The organism is Acinetobacter tianfuensis (assembly GCF_003611465.1).
GTDB classification, from domain to species: domain Bacteria; phylum Pseudomonadota; class Gammaproteobacteria; order Pseudomonadales; family Moraxellaceae; genus Acinetobacter; species Acinetobacter tianfuensis.
Window position 1 is genome coordinate 1 of sequence record NZ_RAXV01000044.1, and the last position, 21,009, is coordinate 21,009.

Genomic DNA, 21,009 nt, shown 5'->3' on the forward strand with positions numbered 1-21,009 from the left:
TAAAATTGATTTATATAAATATTCTCCAGAGATTATTAATTAATAGGTTATTAATTAATAATATTAATAACCTGCACACTAAAATTTAAAACCCACATAAAAGATACGTGAAATAAAATGCTGCTTCATTGTTTCTGACTATGCATGGGCCCAAAAAGCCTGACTCATTCTCCTATACAAAAAATATCAGATGTGAAAAAAGTTATGTGTCACTTTTCAACTCATTACCTTTCCTATTTTTTCAACACATAACTTCCCATATACAAATTTCCCAAAAACTCAATCAATCACTTCTCCTTCAATAGGGGCTTGGAGCCGTTTTAGCATTCATTAGAATGTATGAAAAGCATTTAAAAAAATAATGCAAAACAATGTGAAACAACACGAAAAAATTACTAGAAGCTATTGATTTATTTATCTAAAGTATGACGTAAGCTTTTCATAACAAGGTTACTTCATGAACAACAGCACTGCATTAAATGATTTAAAGTCCTACTTGGCCCAACTCCGTGATGAAGATTTCATATGGGTTCTATATGTGTTTAAACGACCAGATTCATATCGTACTTCCGATGATGAAAGTCATATCATTGAGACAGAGATTGAAATCCTGAATTGCATAGAAAAACTTAAAAGCATAAAAAAAATTGTGATCGATTTTTTTGAAAAGGAAGATGATAGAACTATCGACGACTTTCTATATGACTTAAAAAAGCATAGATCATCAATTAAAAGCTCCATAATTGAATACTCACAAATGGCAAGTAACCAGAGATTTCTAAACTTTGCTTGCGAAAGTATGTGCTCTCAAATAGCTGAACGGAAAATTAGTCAACTCAAAAACCCTTATTTTAAGTTCCTTTATATGGCTTATACATTTTCTTATTTTTTTGAAAATCCTAGAAAAATTGAAATATTACAAAGGGACTTTGATAAAGTTTATTCAAAATTCAATCACCATTTTAAATTTGCTAATAATGAATTTTTCATATGGGCAAAACAATATATAAATGATAATCCAGAGTTTCGTAAGTACAGAAAGAATGCTCTAGATATTTCTGAATATGAAGTACTCATTAACACAATGTTTGATCTTATTTATATAGAAGATGAGAATATTCATTATGCACTTCGTAAAAAACTCAACAACGCTTGGTATCAAAAAAAGCATAGAGAAGAGAAAAAGGTTAAGAAACCTAATTATTATGCTCTTACGAAAAAAGCAAAAGAGTCTCTTCAAACGCTCTCGTTTAAATACAATTTAAGTGAGGAACGTGTTCTTGAAAAACTTATTAATGAGTGCTTTGCGAAAGAGTGTATGTCACCAATAGGAAGGCCTCTATACGATTGATAACATATTTCTAATCCCTAGAACTCAACCAAGTTAAAAGGATTGAGTTCTACGAATTTGAATCATACAAATAAGAACTACTTTTTAAAACTAGCATGAAATTTATCAAAAGCATTCTTCGCGGCATCGCCAATCATTGGATCATAAAAAAAGTAATCTGTAAGTATGGGCTCTAAAATTCCATAATATTCTTTTTTATTAACTTCATCTACTAAGAGTCGAATTGACTCATAAGGCCTAAAAACAACATTATGCCAATCACGTAAATTCCTTTCAGAAGTTGAAAAACCGTAGGTGAGCATTTCCTTATTGGCTATTTCTGAACAAGCTATTTCAGCCTCGTGAATACTTACAGGTGTTTCCCTATACAATGATTTATCCAAATTTGTTTTTTTAACGCGCATTAAGTGCCAAGCACCTAGCAGACTGATCCACTTAGCTATGCCATTTGAAAAAATGGCATTATGCCCTAATCGTGATTCAATGTTGATTACATAATCTTTTAAGGCATTCGTCTTGCACAGATCTATTTTTGAAATTTTTGCAAAATCAATATCTTTAAGAGCTTTTGCTTTTGATCTACTTAACATTGACGATGCTATTCTTTCAGCATCATCTAAGTTATTAAAATCTATTTGTTTTTCATATTTTTGGCTTTCCCGAAGGAGCTCATTTTTAAATGCTTCAAATTCTAAATACAACATTGCTCTAAAAAAGAGTTTATCTAGAAAATGTTGAGTAATTTCACTCTTATTATTTTGGTATGCTTTTTTGTACTTGGTCAGTTCTAAAAAATTGAAGTCCAGAAATTTGATAAGGACCCCAATAGTTATATTGTCAAATTCATAGCAAAGAAACTGACTAATAATTTTATAATATAAAGCACTATCCATCAGAGCTATTGAGTATTCGTCCAGTAGACTATTTAAGTCTTCCTCAAACTCATCCAAGCTAAAACTTGCCATCACAACTTGTGAACATAACCTCTCATTCAAAGTACGAATAAAACGCTCATTGTCGTCCACTAATGATTCTAACGGATCATCCAAATACGAAGCGTCTAGATCAATACCGAACAGCAACAAATGTTTGTAGTGCTCTGCCCTCAATCCTTCATATTGTCTCTTTTGAACGATTAATTTTAATGATTGAGAAAGCTGCTCATAAAATTCTAATTTTTTATTCGAAAATGTTTCCATGGCAACAATGTCATAAAAATACAAATAATCTAAAATTTTAATGGCGCTACTTTGAATTTCTTCAGTTTTTGACATGATCACTCTATGAGTAAAAAAGTTACCTTTATTTCCTCATTATTCCTTATTTCTTCTCTTTTACAATTATTTCAATGAATTTATTAGTGTTATACGCCTCCCGTACGGATACCAATGATTCTGGAAATTTAGTAAATAACTTTAGGAAATACAGATATGAAAACTGGAAAAATGAATTTATCAGATTACTTATTCATGCAATTTAGAACAATGACTCCAACTTTAGATCAAGTTGGAACCATTTACTATCCACATTTAAGCAAAGCGAAATTACTTGAAAAAGCCCGCAAAAACGACTTCCCATTCGTTTGTTACAAGCTAGATAGAACCCAAAAAGCACCATATTTTGTCGATATCATTGATTTGGCATTTGTTCTAAATAAAAATTATGAAGACTATGCTAAAGATTACGAACTTATCACAAAGCACTCTCTATCACTTGCTGAAAATTAATTGTCTTTTTTCTTTTCTTAACTGAGACATAACGCTCTAAACTCCCCCATGAATCATGCAGACTCACTTGCTGTATCTGGGGGATAGTAAACCCCTGTTCAGCCAACCGCGTACACCCCTCGTGCCTTAAATCATGAAATTTTAAATCCTCAATACCAAGAATTTTACAGGCTTTCCTAAACTCCCCGCCTATTGTTTTAGGACTTAAAGGAATCAAATATTCGGCAGAATAGCCCCTCTTTAGCATCCTATTTCTTATATCAGAATTCATTAGTAGATCAATTATTTGTTTGCAAGGTGATAAAACATGAAACTCTTTATGATTACCTCTTGAACCAGCTGGGTTCTTTAAATCCCTAATTTTCCATAACTGATTATGCTGATCATAATCAGTAAGCTCCATTCTAGTGATCTCCGCTTCACGTCTACACGAATAAATAGCAAACCAAATGATTAAATGCATTGGGTAGCTATAGCTAGGATTTTTCCACTTCTGAGCAAAATACTTTGTCAGTGTTATTAATTCTTCATTTGTTGGAAGTCGATCCCTTTTTTTACTTGATGATATTTGACGTGTCTTTCTTAATTGTGAAGTTGCTTTATCAAACGAATTCAAATCGATATCAATATCCCACATAACAGTTGCATGAGATAAAACGCCTCTAATGTGTAATAGCTCATGTTGAAGTGTACTTGAAGCAATAGGTGTTAAACCTAAACTAGCAATACCAGCTTTACGTAAGGCCACATGCTCAGCAATATGAGTGGGTTTAATTTTTGTGATAATATGCCGCGCGATTGGAAACTTCTGAATAAGTTTCAGCGAATATGTTTTTGTTCTTCCATACTCACCACCAACCTCTGCTAAATATTTCAGAATGGCATTTGAAAGAGTTAAGTCAATTACATCTTCCTGACCAAAAAGAATTTCAGGGTTTTGCTCTATTTCAGCTTCACGTTGTACCAACCAAGCTGCTGCTACTTTTTTTGATCCAAAAGTTTTACTTTCTTTATAAGCAGGTAAGTCTTTGCGATTAATCCGGATTTCGGCACGAAAGCGTATTACTCCATTAACCAATTTGCGTTGTGTAATTGTTCCCATATTTACGCCCTAAATTCCTTATAGCTATTATGGCGCATTTAAGGCGTAAATCAAATTACAAAAAGTGTAAAATGGCGCGAAATAGAGTTAAATAACTTGCATGCAATTCTGATTTAATAGGTTGAATTTAAATGAATATTTCAGATAACCCAACTAACACAAAGCTTCCACGAATCAGTGTTGCACCGATGATGGATTGGACCACTAAGGATTATCGATTCTTTGCCCGTCTGTTTAATCCCAATGTCATTCTCTATACTGAGATGGTGACCACAGGTGCAATTATCCATGGTGATGCAAAACGCCATTTGGATTACAGCAAAGAAGAACACCCGATTGTTTTACAGCTGGGCGGCTCAAATCCTAAAGACTTAGCCGCTTGTACAAAAATGGCGCAGGACTGGGGTTATAACGAGGTCAATTTAAACGTCGGCTGTCCAAGTGACCGCGTACAAAACAATAAAATTGGCGCATGCCTGATGGCAGAGCCAGACTTGGTTGCAGAATGCATAGCAGAAATGCGCAATGCTGTGGATATTCCAGTCACAGTCAAACACCGTATCGGAATTGATGACATGCATTCTTATGAAGAAATGCTGCACTTTGTCGATACCGTAGCCAAAACAGGCTGTGACAATTTTATTGTGCATGCGCGTATTGCTTTACTGCAGGGCCTTTCACCTAAAGAAAACCGTGAAGTGCCGCCGCTTCGTTATGAAGATGTCTATCGTTTAAAACAGGAACGTCCGAATCTGCTGATTGAAATTAATGGCGGAATTAAGACTTTTGTTGAAACTCAAGCTCATTTACAACATGTCGATGGTGTCATGATTGGCCGTGAGGCTTATCACAATCCATATTTATTGGCTGAATTAGGTCAATTGTGGAACTTAGAAGCGCCAGACCGCTTCGATATTATCGAACAAATGCTGCCCTATATTTCTCAGCGTATGGCAGAAGGCGCACCGCTTTCGATTATTACCCGCCATATTTTAGGCCTGTTCCAAAACTTGCCGGGTGCACGTAAATGGCGTCAGGCTTTAAGCGGCGGCAATGCCAAAACTTTTGCTGACATTGAAAATGCCATTCAAAATATGAAAGATGCCATTCAGCGCACGGAAGACTATATCCGAGACAATCAAGCCGCTAAAGCTGAATAAATCATAAATGTAAAAAAGCCCTCAATTTTGAGGGCTTTTTTAGCGCTAAACCTGAGACTTAAGCAAATTCATCCTGCTGCGGTTCATGATGAAGCGCATCATGAATTGCCTCAACCAATTGCTGCGCAATGTCCTGCTTTGATGCTTTTTCCAAGTCACGTTTTTGCATGGCATATTGCTCTGCAAAAAATACGATCATGGCATTTTCATCCGAAGCAAAGCCAATATCTGGACGTGATACATCATTGCAGGCAATCATATCGAGTTTCTTCGCAACCAGTTTGCCCGCTGCATATTCTTCAACATTGCGGGTTTCAGCGGCAAAGCCCACCATAAATGGACGCTTCGGCTGCTGCGCAATGGTGGCCACGATATCTGGATTTTTAACTAAAGAAACGTTCAGCTCATCGCCCGCTTTTTTAATCTTATGTTCTGCAACTTCAGCCACACGGTAATCCGCCACAGCTGCCGTTGCAATAAAGATGTCACAGCCCTGCTCCAGCTGTTCCATACTGCGCTCCAGCATCTGCATAGCTGACTGCACATTTACGCGCCGTACACCATTTGGCGTATCCAGACTGACTGGTCCAGCCAGCAAGGTCACTTTTGCGCCAGCGGCATAACAGGCTGCGGCCAAGGCAAAACCCATTTTACCTGTACTATGGTTTGAAATATAACGTACAGGATCAATCGCTTCGCGCGTAGGGCCTGCTGTAATCACCACATGCCTGCCAGCCAGCAATCCAAACTTTTCTGCAATTACACGCTGTGCGCGGTGGAAATACTCAGTTACCTGACGCGCAAGGTCTTCTGGCTCAGGCATACGGCCTAAACCAACATCACCGCAAGCCTGTGAACCTGCATCTGGCATAATTACATGTACGCCATCTTCAATCAGCGTATTTAAATTGCGCTGTGTCGCTTTGGCTGCCCACATTTGCTGATTCATTGCAGGCGCAACCCACACAGGCGCTTTTGTCGCTAAATATAAAGTTGAAAGCAAATCATCTGCTAAGCCAGCAGCAAATTTTGCCAGCGTGTCACATGATGCCGGTGCGACCAGCAGCAGATCTGCCCAGCGCGCCAGCTCAATATGCCCCATGCCTGCTTCAGCTTCAGGATCTAATAGAGCCGTATGTACAGGATTTCCCGAAAGGGCCTGAAATGTCAGCGGCGTAATAAAAGCTTGCGCGCCTTCAGTCATCACCACACGCACGTCAAAGCCAGCATCTTTCAGACGGCGGACTAAAATTGCACTTTTATAGGCAGCAATACCGCCAGTAACAGCTAAAAGAATGTTTTTGTTTGGAATTACGCTTAGATCGAAACTCACGAACAGGCTACCTATCTGTTGCAGTGGCGCTCACAATAGCATTAAATATGCCCTAACCCAAGATTCGCCTTGGAAAAACCCAATACACTGATAATAAAAAAGTCTAACAAAAATGAATTTTTCGATTAAAAATTGGCCTGAACAAGAACGGCCGCGGGAACGTTTGCTGCATCAAGGCGCTCAAAGCTTGTCTGATGCCGAATTACTGGCTATTTTTCTTCGCTCTGGTTCACAGCAGCACTCTGCGGTGGAGCTCGCCCGCCTGCTGATTCAGCATTTCGGCAGTTTAAGCCCCATACTGGATGCTCAGCTCCATGATTTAAGCCAATTCCATGGCATTGGCGCCAGCAAATATGCACAGCTGATGGCCGTCAAAGAATTAGGTAAACGCTATATTGCGCAGCAGTTTCAGCAAAAGCCGCTGCAGCTGGATCACTCCGAAGCACTCATCAACTTTTTACGCTTTGAGTTTTTAAGTGAGGTGCAAGAGGTGTTTGCCGTACTTTGTTTAGATGCGCATTTAAGAAAAATAAACTTTAAAAAATTATTTTTTGGCGCATTAAACAGCTGTGAAATTTCGATCAATCAGCTGCTGCGCTATGCGATTTCACAGCATGCCAGCGCCATTGTCATTGCGCATAATCATCCTTGGGGCAAAGCACAGCCTTCCGAGACCGATTTAAGGCTGACCGAACAAATTCGGCATGCCTGCGCATTGGTTGAAATCCAGCTGATTGACCACTGCATTATTGCGGCCGAAGGCAATTTTTCCTTTGCTGAACATAAGCTCATTTGTTCAGCCCGTACGGCGCTTCAAAATAGTTGACAAAGGTTGCTGTGCATAAGAAGATCAGCTCAAATTTATACTGATACTTATAAAATGATAGTACGAGATCAGCCTAGTGTTTTTAAGCTGCTTTTTTCATGGCGCGGCACTATTTTGCCCAAAGTTTTACCGCCGCTTGGCGTGGTCATGCTGCTCTCTACTGTCATCGGCGGTCTATCTTATATTAATGTTTTTCATTTTCCTGAGCTGCCTTTGGTCGGCTTCACCTTAATTGGGGTGGTGCTGTCTATTTTCTTAGGCTTTAAAAACTCTGCCTGCTATGACCGCTGGTGGGAAGCGCGGCGCCTTTGGGGTGTGCTCATTGCGAACTCGCGCCACTTTGACCGTGACTGCCGTTTACTGAGCCAAGGCCGCCGTGAACGCGTCATTCAGCATGTTATTGTATTTGCCAATGTACTGCGTGACCGCCTGCGCCATCAGACGGCCAACCCGACAGAATTAGTACAAACCAGCGGCATGAGTCAGCAAGCGCTGACCCAGCTTTATCAGCAGGCCAATGCCCCGCAGTATACGCTGAGTCTCATTCAATGGGAGCTGATGCAAGCCATGAAGGATGGGGAAATTTCTGACATTATTTATGCACAAATGAATCAGCACGTTATGGAGCTGAGTATCGTACAGACAGGCTGTGACCGTATTGCCACCACGCCGCTGCCTTTTGCATATTCTGTATTGCTGAACCGCACCGTGTATTTCTTCTGTTTTATGCTGCCGCTGAGTTTGGGCTCAACTTTAGGTTTAGCCACGCCCCTATTGGTCGGTATTTTAGCTTATACATTCTTAGGATTAGATGCATTAAGTTCCGAAATTGAAGAACCTTTTGGCACACAAAGCAATGACTTGCCGCTGGATTCTATGGTGCGCACCATTGAAATTGAACTGCTGGGCACTTTGGGCAAACCCACCCCGCCGCCCATTCAAGCGCAGGATAATAATTTACTTTGATGGATTAGCTCTCCCTAACCCTCTCCTTCTAGGAGATGAGCAGCACTGCTGCGCAAAAGGGAGAGGTCAAACAAAACTTTCCCACACGCCTTGTTGCCCTTCATTCACTCGCGGAATATTGCCCAGTTTAATCCATGGCATGTTGTCACCATGATAATCACTGCCCACGGATACCTTTAAGCCAAATTCCGCAATCATACGGTCAACCATCTGGCGTGTGCCCAAAGGCTCAATGGCTGGCGGAAGCTCCACTGCATCACCGCCATATTTTGCAAATATTTCAATCAAATAACGGATATTAGTCGCAGACAGATCATAGCGGGTTGGATGCGCCAGCACCGCGAAGCCGCCGCTTTCATGAATGACGCGGATACAATCTTCTAAACCCAAGCCTTCAAACTTCACATAAGCTTTTTTGCCTTCTTTGATATATTTATCAAAAGCCTGCTGTGCGCGGCTGACATAAGCTTTTTCCACTAAAGTTTTGGCAATATGCGTCCGGGTCACACGGTCTGGCACATGATCGACTTTAGCGACGACATCGTGATAAATGTCTTCACCAATGAGAGGAATCAGCAAATCGCAAATTTGTTTGGCGCGTACCGCACGGATCTGTTTCTGCTGCTCAAGCACCGCCAGCAGCGGCGCTGGATGCTGCATATTCAGCGCCACAATATGCACACCATAAGTTTTTTTTGTGGCTGGGCGTGACCATTGACTGGATATTTCCACACCTGAAATTAGGCGTAAACCTAGTTCCTGCGCAATACTTGCAGCGAGATTTAAGCCATCCATCGTATCGTGATCTGTCAACGCCAAAGTCTGAATGCCTATTTTATGGGCTGCGCGCACGAGCTGTTCCGGAGACAAAGTTCCATCAGAAATATTACTGTGTGTATGTAAATCTACGCCTAGCATCACTTATACTATGTCATTTATTTGATCAGAGATTAGATACTCTAACATGAAAGCACTTTTAGACTTTGTGCCACTCATTATTTTCTTTTATTTATATAAAACTGTAGATCCAAAAGATACCTACCATCCTCTGCTTCAGTTTATCGGCTCGGCAGGCGGCATCGACAATAACAATATTTTAGTGGCAACCACTGGTCTAATGTTCTCAATGCTGCTGGTTTACGGCGCTCTATTCTGCATTCAAAAATTCCGCTTAGACAAACAGCAATGGATTGTGCTGTTCATGACCGTTATTTTTGGCGGCATTACCCTGATTTTAAGCGATGACTTTTATATCCGTTTAAAAGCCGTGCTGCTGAATTTAGTCTTTGCCGGCGCATTTTTGCTTTCGCCATGGTTCAGCAAAGACCGCAAGCCTCTCATTGAACGCTTATTTGGTCCGGTACTTGAATTAAGCGCTCAAGGCTGGAAAAAACTGAACTATGCATGGGCCCTGATGTTCATGGTGATGTCAGGCTTACACGTTTTCTTTGCTTATTTATTTATGGGCGGAAAATATTGGGGCGAATTCACTGCATTCGGCGACATGATCGTGATGTTTTCCTTTATCATTATTCAGTTTATTGTATTGCGTAAATACTTTAAGACATCTGAATAATTCTTCCAGTTTAAAAATCGAGAAAATCACATGCCATTTTTTGTCGTAAGCTGTACTGATAACGAAGGTACAGTTGAAAAACGCCTTGCTGTACGCCCGCAGCATTTAGCACGCTTAGAGCAGTTAGATGCCGAAGGCCGTTTAATTGCAGCAGGCGCAATGCCGAAAGACCCAAGCAATCCGCAAGCAGGCTTTTATGGCAGTACAATTATCGTCGATTTTGACAGCCGTGAAGCGCTGGATGCATGGCTGCAGGAAGAACCATTTTTAAAAGAAGGGGTTTACGGCCATATTGACGTAAAACTTTTTAATAAAGCCTTTCCTAAAGGATAAGTTCATGCGCGCTGCTGTAACCGCCTTTTTAGGCTTCTCTCTTGTCTTTAGCTCTGCATGGGCTGTTGAAGTTGCGCCAACGGCAGCGCCTGCTGCTGCAGCTGTGCCGCAGACTTTACCTGCAAATAAACCCAGCATTATGCAGGCTTCTGCACAGCCAGCAGTTTCCGCTCTTACAGCGGACAATAAAGCGCTGACTGTTGAGCAGCAAATAAAAAATAAAGCGCTGCAAGATGCAAAAATCAAAGCCATGGTCAAGGACCAGCTGACGCGTTTACAGCAGCTGGAAAAAGCCAATCTTGAAGCACTGGCGCAAAACCAAGAGCTGCAGCTGAAAAATGACAGCTTAGGTGTACAGGTACAAGTGCTTCAAAGTGAACGCAGCGCGCAGATGTTCCTCTACGGTGCAATGACCATTGCCGTAGGTGTATTGCTTGGTTTTTTACTTGCCAGCTACATCCATACTAAACGCCGCCGTCAGTGGTAAAATTATAGTTTGTTCTGGTAATTGTGTAAGGCGGCTCAGCGTTGTCGAATAGCATTCAAACAGCCAATCTGGATTGGCAACTGATAGACGGAATTGAAGTTCCTTTTTCTCAACAATTTGGAGATGTGTATTTCTCCAGAGATAACGGGCTGTTTGAAACCCGGCATGTATTTTTAAATGGCAATGATCTGGCTGAACGCCTGAGCAAATTACAGGATTTTGAATATTTCTGTGTCGGAGAAACAGGTTTTGGCACAGGTTTAAATATTTTAGCGCTGTGGCAGCTTTGGCAGCAGGCGCGGCCAGATAATCACAGTCATCTGCACGCTGTATCTGTTGAAAAATTTCCGCTCAAAAAAGCTGATTTAATCCGTGCTTTACAGGCATGGCCTGAGCTGCAGCCTTTAGCACAGCAGCTGATAGCGCAATATCCGCTGCCTATTGCAGGCTGCCACCGCCTTTCTTTTCCAGAAGAACGCTTTAGCCTGGACTTATGGCTGGGCGATGCACAAGACGCCTTTCCTGTCATGCCCAAAACCCAGCAGATTCGAGCCTGGTTCCTAGATGGCTTCTCGCCTTCCTGCAATCCAGACCTCTGGGAAGAAAATGTACTGGATCATATTGTCCGCCTATCAGGCCACGGCACGACTTTTTCTTCATTCAGTGTTGCTGGCGTCTTAAAACGCGGGCTAAAAAAACATGGGATTTCAATTAGCCGCCCACGCGGTTACCGTCATAAGCGTGAAATGTTGAAAGCCGTCTGGCTGCCCACAGAAGCGGATGAATCGAACCCTGCTCCAGCAGAAAAAAAAACATTGCAGCCAACGGCACATAGACAGCGTCATATTGCAATTGTAGGGGCTGGCATTGCCGGTTTAAGCTGTGCATGGGCCTTAGCGCAGCGCGGACATCAAGTGCGTTTATTTGACCAATCTGCGCCTTTAGCAGGCGGTTCTGGCAATCCCTTAGCCCTGCTGAACCCAAAACTCTGTCCCATTGAGCAAAGCGCTGAACATCTGATGACGCTTACTTGGCAGCATGCCATGCGCCACTATGCAAAATTTGAAGCATTCAGACCCATTCAGGTCCGTCAGCTGGCGCTGAAAAAAGCGGATGAATTGCTCAGTTTAGCTGCAGCCTATCCGCATGACCTGCTCGATGCCCATGCTGCCAGTTGCCAGCAGAAAAGTTCTCAGCACCCCGTCTCTGCATATCCAAGCCTCAGTTTAAATTATGCAGGCGCGGTATCTCCGCATCAGCTGCGTGATCAAATCCTGCAGCATGCGCTGATTGAATTTCAGCAAGCAGAAGTCAGCTGCATTCAGCCATATGGCGCAGCTGTTCAACTCACAGCAAATGATCGGCTGCTGGGTGAATATGACCATGCAGTTATCTGCGCAGCGCGTCACAGCATGCAGCTGACAGAACACTATCCTTTGCTGAAACCCATCCGCGGTCAAGTCAGCTGGCTAAATAACAGCAAAGCGCCGCTGCCTGCGGACCAAGCTTACAGCTATGGCGGCTATTGCATGCAGCTGAATGCTGAGCAAATGATTTTAGGCGCATCATTTTATCCAAACCGCGATGACAGTGAAGTGCTCTTAGAAGATCATGTGCATAACTATGAACTTATCCACAGTGTATTTCCACAGTACGCAGAACAGCTGCCGCCAGCAGAGACTTGGCACGGCCGCGCCTCAGTCCGCGCACAAACATTAGACTATTTTCCTATACTGGGAAAAACCGCAGAAAATGCAGAAATTTACAGTTTTGCAGGTTTAGGTTCTAAAGGTTTTCTATTTGCGCCTTTATGCAGTGAAATTCTGGCTGCGCAAATTTTGGGTGAAGTCTGCCCTGTGCCTATCTCATTACTGAATAAGCTCAGCAGTGAACGCTTTAAGAAGAAAGTGAAAGCGAAAAAGCCTTATTTTCAGGCTGAAGCCAAAACAAAATAGCGGCACTCAAACTGCAGACATTAAAAAAGCGCCTTACGGCGCTTTTTTTCAGGCAGATTAAACGCCTTCAATCAAGGGCAAACCTGCAGCGCGAGCTGCACGTGTACCGCCCATGAGTACAACATATTCGCGGCCGCTGTCAAAACCCTCTAAAAGTTCAGCTGCACGCGGAGCTTTACTTCCGCCACCACATAATATGTAAATTGGCTGATCCGTTGACACCTGAGTCAAGCTATCTGCTGACAAGTCTGCAATCGGCTGATTCACTGCACCTTGCAGGTGAGCCTCAGTATACGAGCTTGCGTCACGGACATCCCAGATAATGGCATCAGCTGGGAACTCAAATGTTGTAATTTCTTGTTTACGGATCATTGCGCACTCCTTTGATGTAAACAACACTTGGCAAATGAAGAAAACATCCCTAGCATCTCAGATATTCTTTCCCTTTGTAAAGGTCTAAACCATGCCTTCTTTCGATATTGTTTCAGAATTAGAAGTTTTTGAGGTAAATCATGCAGTTCAAAACACGCAAAAAGAAATTGCGACCCGTTTTGACTTCCGCGGACAGGACGTTTCTATCGAACTGAACGAAAAAAATAAAGAAATTAAAATCAGCACTGAAAGCGACTTCCAATGTGAACAAGTTTACAGCATGCTGGAAAACCATTTTTTTAAACGTAAAGTTGATATTCAAGCGCTCGATCCGCAAAAAATGACCGCGTCAGGCAAAAATATCGTGCAAGTGATTAAACTGAAAGACGGTCTTGACTCTGATACCGCAAAAAAAATTAATAAAGCCATTAAAGAAAGCGGCATTAAAGTGCAATCTTCTATTCAAGGCGACAAAATCCGTGTAACTGACAAGAAGCGCGATACACTGCAGCAAGTGATGGCGTTCTTAAAAGAACAGCAGTTCGGTGTGCCTTTACAGTTCAATAACTTTAAAGATTAAGGCAGGCTTCCTGCCAAGCAGAGGAATCATGGCGCAGAATAACCGTTTATCTAAGCTGGTCAGTTCAACTTCGAAATTTCCGCAAAGCATACGCACTGCGCTATGGTCGAAAGCTTTTGGTAAAATCGTCCCGATGGTCGGTTCTGCCAAAATCCGCTATTTGGAAGTCAGCCCTTCACAGGTAACGGTAAGCTTGGCTAATCATAAAGCCATGCAAAACCATATTGGCCAGCTGCATGCCTGCGCGATGGCGCTGATCGCAGAAACAGCCACAGGCTTCGTCACAGCAATGAATGTGCCTGACAGCGCGATTGTGCTGATTAAATCCTTTAAGATCGACTTCCAGCGCCCAAGCAAAGGCGCAATGCAGGCAACTGCAACGCTCACAGCCGAACAGCAGCATTTAATGCGCACGACTGACCGCGGTGAAACCTTAGTTCAAGTCACAGTGACAGATGAATCTGGCGAAGCGCCTATACAATGTGAAATGCTTTGGGCATGGGTAAAAAAGTCCTACCTGAAAAAGAAATAATTGTAAATCAAACTTACTATTAGGTAAGTATAATGCTTACCAAATTGGCACCAGCGGCACACAAAATAGAACTATGGTCAGGCTTTTCCTGCATTCAAGATAAAGCAATCTCAACCAAGAAAGCGAAATCAATGAAAATAATGATTCTTACAGCCGCTTTGCTGCTTAGCCCCGTTTTAGCACAAGTACATGCAGCCCCTGCTGTACAGCACAGTACTCAAAAAAATAGCCTTGCTGAGTAAAATAAACAAACCGTGATCAACTTTTATAATGGTGTTTTTATCCAGCATCAGGTTCAACAATTTGCAAACCGTTGTATCAGCAGTCGCTATATTCAGCACAGCCCGGATGCACCAGATGGCAAGGCTCCATTTGTCGATTATTTCACTCAATACTTTAAAGACCATCCAACAGCCAAAAACACCATTAAACGTGCAATTGCAGAAGATGATTTAGTCATGCTGCATGTTCATGCACAGCAAAATAAAGCAGGCCGCGGTACAGCTATCGTCGATATTTTCCGTGTTGAACAGGGCAAAATTATTGAACATTGGGATGTACAGCAGGAGATCCCTGAGCAAAGCGCCAATACCAATACAATGTTTTAAACCTTTATATTCACTCCATAAAAAATCCCAGCATCTGCTGGGATTTTTGATTTCCAATGTTAAGCATTCACTTGAGCATTGGCGGCAAACAGCTGCTTCGCTTCATCTGGAATTTGACGTTTTGCACCTTTGACATCAACAGCAACAAAGGTAAATACGCCAGCAGTCACACGCACAGGCGGACGTGAGCTGTCATGGCTGTCCCACACTTCAATTTGCATTTGAATGGAAGTGTTGCCGACTTTTAAAATTTTGGTATAGCAGCTGATCACATCACCCACTTTAACTGGGACCAAAAATGTCATTTCATTAATAGAAATCGTCGCACAGCGGCCTTTACTGAAACGTTCAGCATGGATTGCACCTGCCAAGTCCATCTGCGACACAATCCAGCCGCCGAATACATCACCGCTCCAGTTTGTATCTGCAGGCATAGCAATCGTTTGAAGGGATAGCGTACCTTCTGGTTTTAAATGAGTATCTGACACTTTAACTCCAAGCTTTCATTAATTCTGGGCTGTTAATTGCTGGTCTAGCCACTGCTTCAATTCAGTTGAACGCAGCGCTCCGCTTATTCTAGCAAGTTCAGTGGTTTTGTTCATCAATACCAATGTCGGAATACTGCGCACATTAAATGCGCTGCTCAGACGCGGATTTTCTTCGGTATTGATTTTAGCAAAAATGACATTTGGATACTGCTTTGCAACCTGCTCGAAATGAGGCGCCATCATCTTGCAGGGACCGCACCACTCTGCCCATAAATCAATAAAAATAGGCAAATCACTGCCTGTAATAAACTGGCTGAAATTCTGCTCATTCAGCTCAATCGGCGCTAGAGGCACCAAAGCACTATGGCACTGGCCGCAAGTCGGCTGCTCAGTCAATTTATCTTCAGGGACACGATTTTTTGCATTGCAGCTTGGGCATACAATAATCATCACTTTACTCCGACATGCTGATTTAAAAAGTCCAGCTGCAGCGCCATCGCCTGGTCAAACCACTGACCATGATAAATATCAAAATGCGCCATATCCCATTCATAATAATCAGCATAAGGTGCGATATTTGTAGCAGCTTCACGGCTGGATTCAATAGGAATCAGACTATCATTCTTCGAGGCAATATACAGTACAGGAACCGCAATCTTACGCAAATTCTGAATTGGGCGGTAACGGACCAGATTAAAAAACACCCTTGCCGGCACTTGCCCGCTCCAATAATAATCTGGATGCACAATTGACTGATAACCCGCATGCACATCTGGCGTCTGTACAAAACACAGACCCGATGCATCTGTCACAGCTAAAGTCCGCGGCGACATGCCGACTTTCGCTCCCATATAGTCTTGGCTAGAGATTTTTAAAGCTTTTGGCAGCAGCTGCAGCGGATATTGCTTTGCACTTTCTGCACCGTCGATATAAGGATTTAAAGCAATGACTGCCTGTATATTTTTATTTTCAGATGCAATGTCCAAGACATAACCTGCACTGAGTGAAATGCCCCACAGCACGATTTTCCGGTTATCTATCGATTTACGCTGCGCGACATGCATCAGCATGGTCCGCCAGTCATTCAGCTGTTCTTTTATACTAACCAGCTCACGCGGCCTGCCCGTACTCCCGCCCCAATACCGGTAATCAAACAGTACAACAGCATACCCAGCTTGAGCAAAACACTTTGCAAATTGAACCAATTTAAAATGTCGAAGGCAGGCAAATCCGTGCGCCATAATCACGACAGCAGAAGGCTGATTTGTTTTCGGGCGGTAAAAATCTGCAGCAATCACTTCCTGACCGCTTTTGACATACAGCGGTTCAACCGTATAAGCCTGCATACGCGCTCCATCATAATAATAGCTATTATTTATTAATCTTTTAATACATCACGCCGAATTAAGCGCTTAATGCTATCATAAAGCATAACCCTATTCTTTTAATTATGGAGTGGCACTATGAGCGAAAATGTCGGCTTTGCTGGTCAAATCAGTCCAGAACATGTAGAACAAATTGTTGAGAAAGGTTTCAAGTCAATTATTAATAACCGTCCAGATATGGAAGGCGGCCCAGATCAGCCAACAAGCGCTCAAATTGAAGATGCTGCCCGCAATGCAAATCTGGACTACGTATTCCAGCCAGTGGTTGCAGGCCAAATCACTGAATTAGATGTAAGAACTTTTGCCAATCATTTCAATGAATTGCCAAAACCCGTTTTAATGTTCTGCCGTACTGGCAACCGTTCAAACAACCTTTATCAGCTCGCAAAACAAATGGATTTGCTGGATGATTAAACAGCTTTTCAGCTCAGCGGTTTTATGCCTTGGGCTGACATTTTCTGCTGCAGTTTGGGCTGATGATAAGCTGAGTAAACTGCTTAACAGTCAAGTCAGTGTCGCTGGACAAATGACAGAGCCAAAGTTTTCAGCTTTGCTGAAACAAGGATTTAAATCGGTTATTGTCAACCGCCCAGATCAGGAAACCGGCAATGCAGCACCTGTGAATACCCTGCGCGAAATTGCAGAACGATCTCATGTGAGCGTCATTTACCAACCTGTTATAAGCGGTAAAATATCTCAAACAGACATTGAAGAGTTTGCCAAATACTATAATGAGCTTCCAAAACCCGTTTTGCTGATTTGCCGCAGCGGCTCCCGCTCAACAGCTTTATTTCAGCAGGCTCAACATCAAGGTTTACTGCATGAATAAATTCTTGCTCGCAGCAGCCGTCTGCACATTGTTTTTCCTCAGCGGCTGCAGTTCAATGAATGTCAAACCAACAGTTGGCGTCTCTGTCGGAACCGCCCTCTGAGTCGCAAAAAAACAGCGCCGCAGCGCTGTTTTTTTATTGCGCCGCCAGCTCTTTCAGTGTTGAAATAAAATACACCTTGATCACATCTGCCATATCTACCATTCTAAGTATCTGTACACTGCATTTTTAACGCTGCTCACAGCGCAATGTCATAAGGGCTCTATTGTATGTATGATTTAATTATTATCGGCGCTGGCACAGCTGGCATTTCGGCTTATAAAGAAGCCGTTAAACATACACAAAACCTCTTAATTATCAATGATGGCCCTTGGGACACGACCTGTGCCCGTGTCGGCTGTATGCCGAGCAAAGTCCTCATTTCAGCCGCTAACCGCATGCATGGCATCCAGCATGCAGAAGAAACTGCACTGAACTTTGAAGGCACTATTGATACATCAAAAGTGATGGCTCATGTCCGTCAGCTGCGGGACCGCTTTACTGCAGCAACATTAAGAGATGTCAATCAATGGCCCGATGAACACAAAATTTCAGGCAAAGCATCCTTCATTGATTCTTCAACAGTAGAAGTAAATGGCAGCCAGTATCAGGCTAAAGCTTTCATTTTAGCTGTGGGTTCCACTCCAGCGATCAATGCAGAATGGCAGCAAACACTTGGCCGCCGCCTGATTACTTCAGATCAAATTTTTGAATTAGAAACTTTACCCGAATCACTCGCTGTCATTGGCAGCGGTGTTATTGCTATTGAATTGGCACAAGCTATGCACCGCCTAGGCGTTAAAACTGCAGTTTTTGCACGCAGCAGAAGAGTCGGCACCTTAAGCAGTCCGCATTTGCAAAATTTAGCACAGCAAGTTTTAAGCGCAGAATTAGATATTAAGTTTGAAATCCTGCCAGAATCGATCAAAAATACCGCTGCTGGCGCAGAAATTTCTTTTATAGAAAATGGTCAGCAACAGAAAATTACAGCAGATTATGTTTTAGCAGCCACAGGCCGCCGCAGTAACTTAGAAAGCTTAAATCTGCAAAAAATCTGCAGTGATTTTCAAGACTTAAAAAAATTGCCTATCCATTCAGATACCAAACAGCTGGCTGACTTGCCAATCTTCATCACAGGCGATGCTTTTACTGCAGCTCCTGTACAGCACGAAGCAGCACATGAAGGAAAACAGGCAGCCATCAACTGTTTAAACTTTAAAAACCCTGCAAAAAATAAAAAATTAACCCCTTTAGGGATTGTGTTCTGCTCGCCAGAAATGGCGAGCGCGGGCCAAAGCTTTCAGCAGCTGACAAAAAATAAAATTGATTTTATCACAGGTTTTGCTTCGTTTGAAAAACAAGGCCGCGCGATTGTATTAGGTCAAAATCAAGGCGGCGCAGAAGTTTATATTGACCGTAAAACACATCAGCTGCTTGGCGCTGAAATGTTTTGCCCAGCTGCGGAGCATATGGCTCATTTACTTTGCTGGATGATTCAGCAAAATGCAACCTTAGAAGATATATTGAATCAGGCCTACTATCATCCAACCTTAGAAGAAGGCCTGAGAACCGCTTTCAAACATGCCCGCCGGCAGCTGCGTTAAGAAGCTCTGCCTCACTCAGCACATTCACCAAACGCTGGCTATGCGCGATTAACTGCTCTAGCCAGCGCTGAGACTCCAGCAGCTTTAAATTTTTAGATGCACTTAAATGATTCAGCGCAGCATATTCAATAATACTGTTCCTGGAAGCTTTACGTTCAAGCGCAGTTTGCTGTTTTAAGTTCAGCAATTCATGCTGAAAATCGATACTCTGTATTTTATCCTGCCGCAGAAATAATGAATCTATATATTTTTCAAGAATCTGAGCATAATCCAGTGCGGTTTGAAATAACTTAGGCTGTGTACGTATCTGTACTGCGCATTCTAAATTTTCTAAATCATTGCGAAGCACTTTGGCATATACCATAAGGCGCAGCAAAGTGACCAGCCCTTCCCGATCATCGCCTGAATCCGGCAATGTGATTTTTACGATATATTGATCCAGTTGGGTCAACAGCAGATCAAAATCACCCAATTTCTTATTGCCGGGCTGTTCACCATTTTGCAGGGCATTTTTTAACACATTCAGCTGATCATGAATATTTAAAAATAAAACCCGCTCTGCTGCAGCGATTGAAAGTGTCGGCACAGACAGACTGGCTTGATCGAGATATTGGCCATAGCCTGCTTCACGTTCTGGAATCAGTTTTCGAATCAGCATTTCGACCTGATGAATTAAAGGCATCATCAAACATGCGCCCAAAAGGCTAAATACCGTATGAAATGCAGCCACTATCAACACATGATCAAGCTGCGAAAAATAATCTTGCGTTTTATACAGCCACATAAAACATGGCACTAAAATAAAGAACGCCAAAACTGCGCTAACCATATTAAAAAGCACATGGATACTCGCCGTGCGCTGTGCATTTACACTTGCACCAATGGCCGCCAATACAGCCGTTGCAACAGTACCGACGTTTTGACCAATGACCAGAAGCAATGCCTGTTCTAACTGAATTGCCTGACTAGCTAAAGCAGCTAAAGTTGCAGTAATGGCAGCACTCGATGACTGCAGCAAGACCGTCATAATGATGCCAATGACAACCAGCAGTAACTGAGAGGCGATACTTTGCGTTGAAAAAACGGATAAATCAACACGTGCAGCAAATCCTGCCATTGCTGTCTGAAGCTGATCTATACCAAAGAAGATTAGACCAAAACCTGCAATACATAAACCAAATAAGGCAATGCGGCCATGTGTCAGAAGTTTCAATATTGCGCCAGCTGCAATCAGCGGCAAAGCAAAACTCGTAATTGAAAACTTCACACCCAATAAAGCGACCATCCAGCCAGTGCTGGTCGTACCGATATTTGCGCCAATAATGACACCGATAGCCTGACTAAAAGTTAAGACCCCCGCACTAACAAAACCAATTGTTGCTAAAGTCGTTGCTGTAGATGACTGAACAGCTAAAGTAAACCCCATACCCGAGCACAGCGCAGTAAAAGGTGAACCTGTAAATTTAGTCAGCCACAATCGCAGTGTTTCGCCCGCCATCTCTTTTAAACTATCAGTCATCAACGTCATGCCTAATAGAAATAGTCCTATTCCGCCACATAGCTGTACAATGACATCAAACACTTTGTTATACTTTTAAAAATTAATAATAATCAGAATATTACATAATTACAGTCTATTTTCTACACTTCCATATTCAATAAATACAAGTTGTCCATTTACACTTTATTTAGTTCACCGCCAATTAATATCTCGCCTAAAAGCCTAATTTTATTCTATTCATTTTCTTTTTTTTT

At 42.3% G+C, this 21,009-nt stretch carries 24 protein-coding genes and 1 pseudogene; 16 read left to right on the forward strand and 9 right to left on the reverse strand.

Annotated elements, in window-relative coordinates; all coding sequences use genetic code 11:
* Window positions 1-457 precede the first annotated feature (457 nt).
* Complete coding sequence (locus D7V32_RS15280; protein ID WP_120403692.1) at window positions 458-1,351, forward strand: hypothetical protein; 894 nt, start codon at window positions 458-460, stop codon at window positions 1,349-1,351.
* Window positions 1,352-1,428: 77 nt separating this feature from the next.
* Here D7V32_RS15280 and D7V32_RS15285 read toward each other — a convergent pair whose 3' ends face one another.
* Complete coding sequence (locus tag D7V32_RS15285) at window positions 1,429-2,625, reverse strand: hypothetical protein (RefSeq protein WP_120403693.1); 1,197 nt, start codon at window positions 2,623-2,625, stop codon at window positions 1,429-1,431.
* 156 nt (window positions 2,626-2,781) lie between these two features.
* On the opposite strand from D7V32_RS15285, the gene D7V32_RS15290 reads away from it, so the two are divergent.
* The gene (locus D7V32_RS15290) at window positions 2,782-3,078 is read left to right on the forward strand and encodes a pyocin activator PrtN family protein (RefSeq protein ID WP_120403694.1); all 297 of its coding nucleotides are present in this window, start codon (window positions 2,782-2,784) and stop codon (window positions 3,076-3,078) included.
* Here the strand turns inward: D7V32_RS15290 and D7V32_RS15295 are convergent.
* Entirely contained in the window at window positions 3,044-4,180 is a 1,137-nt protein-coding gene (locus D7V32_RS15295; protein ID WP_120403695.1) for a site-specific integrase, read from the reverse strand. The genes D7V32_RS15290 and D7V32_RS15295 overlap by 35 nt on opposite strands.
* 131 nt (window positions 4,181-4,311) lie before the next feature.
* Here D7V32_RS15295 and dusA point away from each other — a divergent pair, with 131 nt between their 5' ends.
* The gene (gene dusA, locus D7V32_RS15300; protein WP_120403696.1) at window positions 4,312-5,340 is read left to right on the forward strand and encodes a tRNA dihydrouridine(20/20a) synthase DusA; all 1,029 of its coding nucleotides are present in this window, start codon (window positions 4,312-4,314) and stop codon (window positions 5,338-5,340) included.
* Window positions 5,341-5,398: 58 nt separating this feature from the next.
* On the opposite strand, the gene coaBC is transcribed toward dusA, so the two are convergent.
* Window positions 5,399-6,673, reverse strand: a complete 1,275-nt coding sequence (coaBC, locus tag D7V32_RS15305; protein WP_120403697.1) for a bifunctional phosphopantothenoylcysteine decarboxylase/phosphopantothenate--cysteine ligase CoaBC — start codon at window positions 6,671-6,673, stop codon at window positions 5,399-5,401.
* A 112-nt stretch (window positions 6,674-6,785) separates the two neighbouring features.
* Here coaBC and radC point away from each other — a divergent pair, with 112 nt between their 5' ends.
* The gene (radC, locus tag D7V32_RS15310; protein ID WP_120403698.1) at window positions 6,786-7,499 is read left to right on the forward strand and encodes a RadC family protein; all 714 of its coding nucleotides are present in this window, start codon (window positions 6,786-6,788) and stop codon (window positions 7,497-7,499) included.
* Window positions 7,500-7,553: 54 nt separating this feature from the next.
* Window positions 7,554-8,465 carry a bestrophin family protein gene (locus D7V32_RS15315; RefSeq protein ID WP_120403699.1) on the forward strand — a complete coding sequence of 304 codons (912 nt, stop codon included), beginning with the start codon at window positions 7,554-7,556 and terminating at the stop codon, window positions 8,463-8,465.
* Between the two features lie 66 nt (window positions 8,466-8,531).
* Here D7V32_RS15315 and D7V32_RS15320 read toward each other — a convergent pair whose 3' ends face one another.
* Window positions 8,532-9,383, reverse strand: coding sequence for a PHP domain-containing protein (locus D7V32_RS15320; RefSeq protein WP_120403700.1), 852 nt, complete (start codon window positions 9,381-9,383; stop codon window positions 8,532-8,534).
* A gap of 46 nt (window positions 9,384-9,429) precedes the next feature.
* Between D7V32_RS15320 and D7V32_RS15325 the strand changes: the two genes are divergently transcribed.
* The 4 genes from D7V32_RS15325 to mnmC are packed head-to-tail and all read left to right on the forward strand — an operon-like array spanning window position 9,430 to window position 12,816.
* A complete protein-coding gene (locus D7V32_RS15325) occupies window positions 9,430-10,041 on the forward strand; it encodes a septation protein IspZ (RefSeq protein ID WP_120403701.1) in 612 nt (203 codons plus the stop codon).
* Window positions 10,042-10,071: 30 nt separating this feature from the next.
* Complete coding sequence (locus tag D7V32_RS15330; RefSeq protein WP_120403702.1) at window positions 10,072-10,374, forward strand: YciI family protein; 303 nt, start codon at window positions 10,072-10,074, stop codon at window positions 10,372-10,374.
* A gap of 4 nt (window positions 10,375-10,378) precedes the next feature.
* Window positions 10,379-10,861: a hypothetical protein gene (locus D7V32_RS15335; RefSeq protein ID WP_120403703.1), complete on the forward strand. Its 483-nt coding sequence runs from the start codon at window positions 10,379-10,381 to the stop codon at window positions 10,859-10,861.
* A 41-nt stretch (window positions 10,862-10,902) separates the two neighbouring features.
* Complete coding sequence (gene mnmC, locus D7V32_RS15340; protein WP_120403704.1) at window positions 10,903-12,816, forward strand: FAD-dependent 5-carboxymethylaminomethyl-2-thiouridine(34) oxidoreductase MnmC; 1,914 nt, start codon at window positions 10,903-10,905, stop codon at window positions 12,814-12,816.
* 57 nt (window positions 12,817-12,873) lie between these two features.
* On the opposite strand, the gene D7V32_RS15345 is transcribed toward mnmC, so the two are convergent.
* The gene (locus D7V32_RS15345; RefSeq protein ID WP_120403705.1) at window positions 12,874-13,188 is read right to left on the reverse strand and encodes a rhodanese-like domain-containing protein; all 315 of its coding nucleotides are present in this window, start codon (window positions 13,186-13,188) and stop codon (window positions 12,874-12,876) included.
* A gap of 91 nt (window positions 13,189-13,279) precedes the next feature.
* Between D7V32_RS15345 and D7V32_RS15350 the strand changes: the two genes are divergently transcribed.
* From D7V32_RS15350 to D7V32_RS15365, 4 genes and pseudogenes are all read left to right on the forward strand, one after another.
* On the forward strand, window positions 13,280-13,768 hold the full coding sequence (locus D7V32_RS15350; protein ID WP_120403706.1) for a YajQ family cyclic di-GMP-binding protein: 489 nt from the start codon (window positions 13,280-13,282) through the stop codon (window positions 13,766-13,768).
* A gap of 28 nt (window positions 13,769-13,796) precedes the next feature.
* Complete coding sequence (locus D7V32_RS15355; RefSeq protein ID WP_120403707.1) at window positions 13,797-14,300, forward strand: DUF4442 domain-containing protein; 504 nt, start codon at window positions 13,797-13,799, stop codon at window positions 14,298-14,300.
* 32 nt (window positions 14,301-14,332) lie between these two features.
* A complete protein-coding gene (locus D7V32_RS15360; RefSeq protein ID WP_120403708.1) occupies window positions 14,333-14,542 on the forward strand; it encodes a hypothetical protein in 210 nt (69 codons plus the stop codon).
* Window positions 14,543-14,908 (forward strand): annotated as a pseudogene (locus D7V32_RS15365) (nuclear transport factor 2 family protein); the annotation flags it as partial.
* Between the two features lie 59 nt (window positions 14,909-14,967).
* Here D7V32_RS15365 and D7V32_RS15370 read toward each other — a convergent pair.
* From D7V32_RS15370 to D7V32_RS15380, 3 genes are all read right to left on the reverse strand, one after another.
* A complete protein-coding gene (locus tag D7V32_RS15370) occupies window positions 14,968-15,342 on the reverse strand; it encodes an acyl-CoA thioesterase (protein ID WP_407641557.1) in 375 nt (124 codons plus the stop codon).
* Window positions 15,343-15,414: 72 nt separating this feature from the next.
* Entirely contained in the window at window positions 15,415-15,846 is a 432-nt protein-coding gene (gene trxC / locus D7V32_RS15375) for a thioredoxin TrxC (RefSeq protein ID WP_120403711.1), read from the reverse strand.
* Window positions 15,846-16,775 carry an alpha/beta hydrolase gene (locus D7V32_RS15380; protein ID WP_228200233.1) on the reverse strand — a complete coding sequence of 310 codons (930 nt, stop codon included), beginning with the start codon at window positions 16,773-16,775 and terminating at the stop codon, window positions 15,846-15,848. The genes trxC and D7V32_RS15380 overlap by 1 nt, the downstream gene beginning before the upstream one ends.
* A gap of 84 nt (window positions 16,776-16,859) precedes the next feature.
* On the opposite strand from D7V32_RS15380, the gene D7V32_RS15385 reads away from it, so the two are divergent.
* From D7V32_RS15385 to D7V32_RS15395, 3 genes are all read left to right on the forward strand, one after another.
* The gene (locus tag D7V32_RS15385) at window positions 16,860-17,195 is read left to right on the forward strand and encodes a TIGR01244 family sulfur transferase (protein ID WP_120403713.1); all 336 of its coding nucleotides are present in this window, start codon (window positions 16,860-16,862) and stop codon (window positions 17,193-17,195) included.
* Window positions 17,188-17,610 carry a beta-lactamase hydrolase domain-containing protein gene (locus D7V32_RS15390; RefSeq protein WP_120403714.1) on the forward strand — a complete coding sequence of 141 codons (423 nt, stop codon included), beginning with the start codon at window positions 17,188-17,190 and terminating at the stop codon, window positions 17,608-17,610. Before D7V32_RS15385 ends, D7V32_RS15390 begins: the two co-directional genes overlap by 8 nt.
* 270 nt (window positions 17,611-17,880) lie before the next feature.
* On the forward strand, window positions 17,881-19,254 hold the full coding sequence (locus D7V32_RS15395; RefSeq protein WP_120403715.1) for a dihydrolipoyl dehydrogenase: 1,374 nt from the start codon (window positions 17,881-17,883) through the stop codon (window positions 19,252-19,254).
* Here the strand turns inward: D7V32_RS15395 and D7V32_RS15400 are convergent.
* Window positions 19,226-20,836, reverse strand: coding sequence for a Na/Pi cotransporter family protein (locus tag D7V32_RS15400; protein ID WP_120403716.1), 1,611 nt, complete (start codon window positions 20,834-20,836; stop codon window positions 19,226-19,228). The two genes, D7V32_RS15395 and D7V32_RS15400, sit on opposite strands and share 29 nt — an antisense overlap.
* Between the last annotated feature and the right edge of the window lie 173 nt (window positions 20,837-21,009).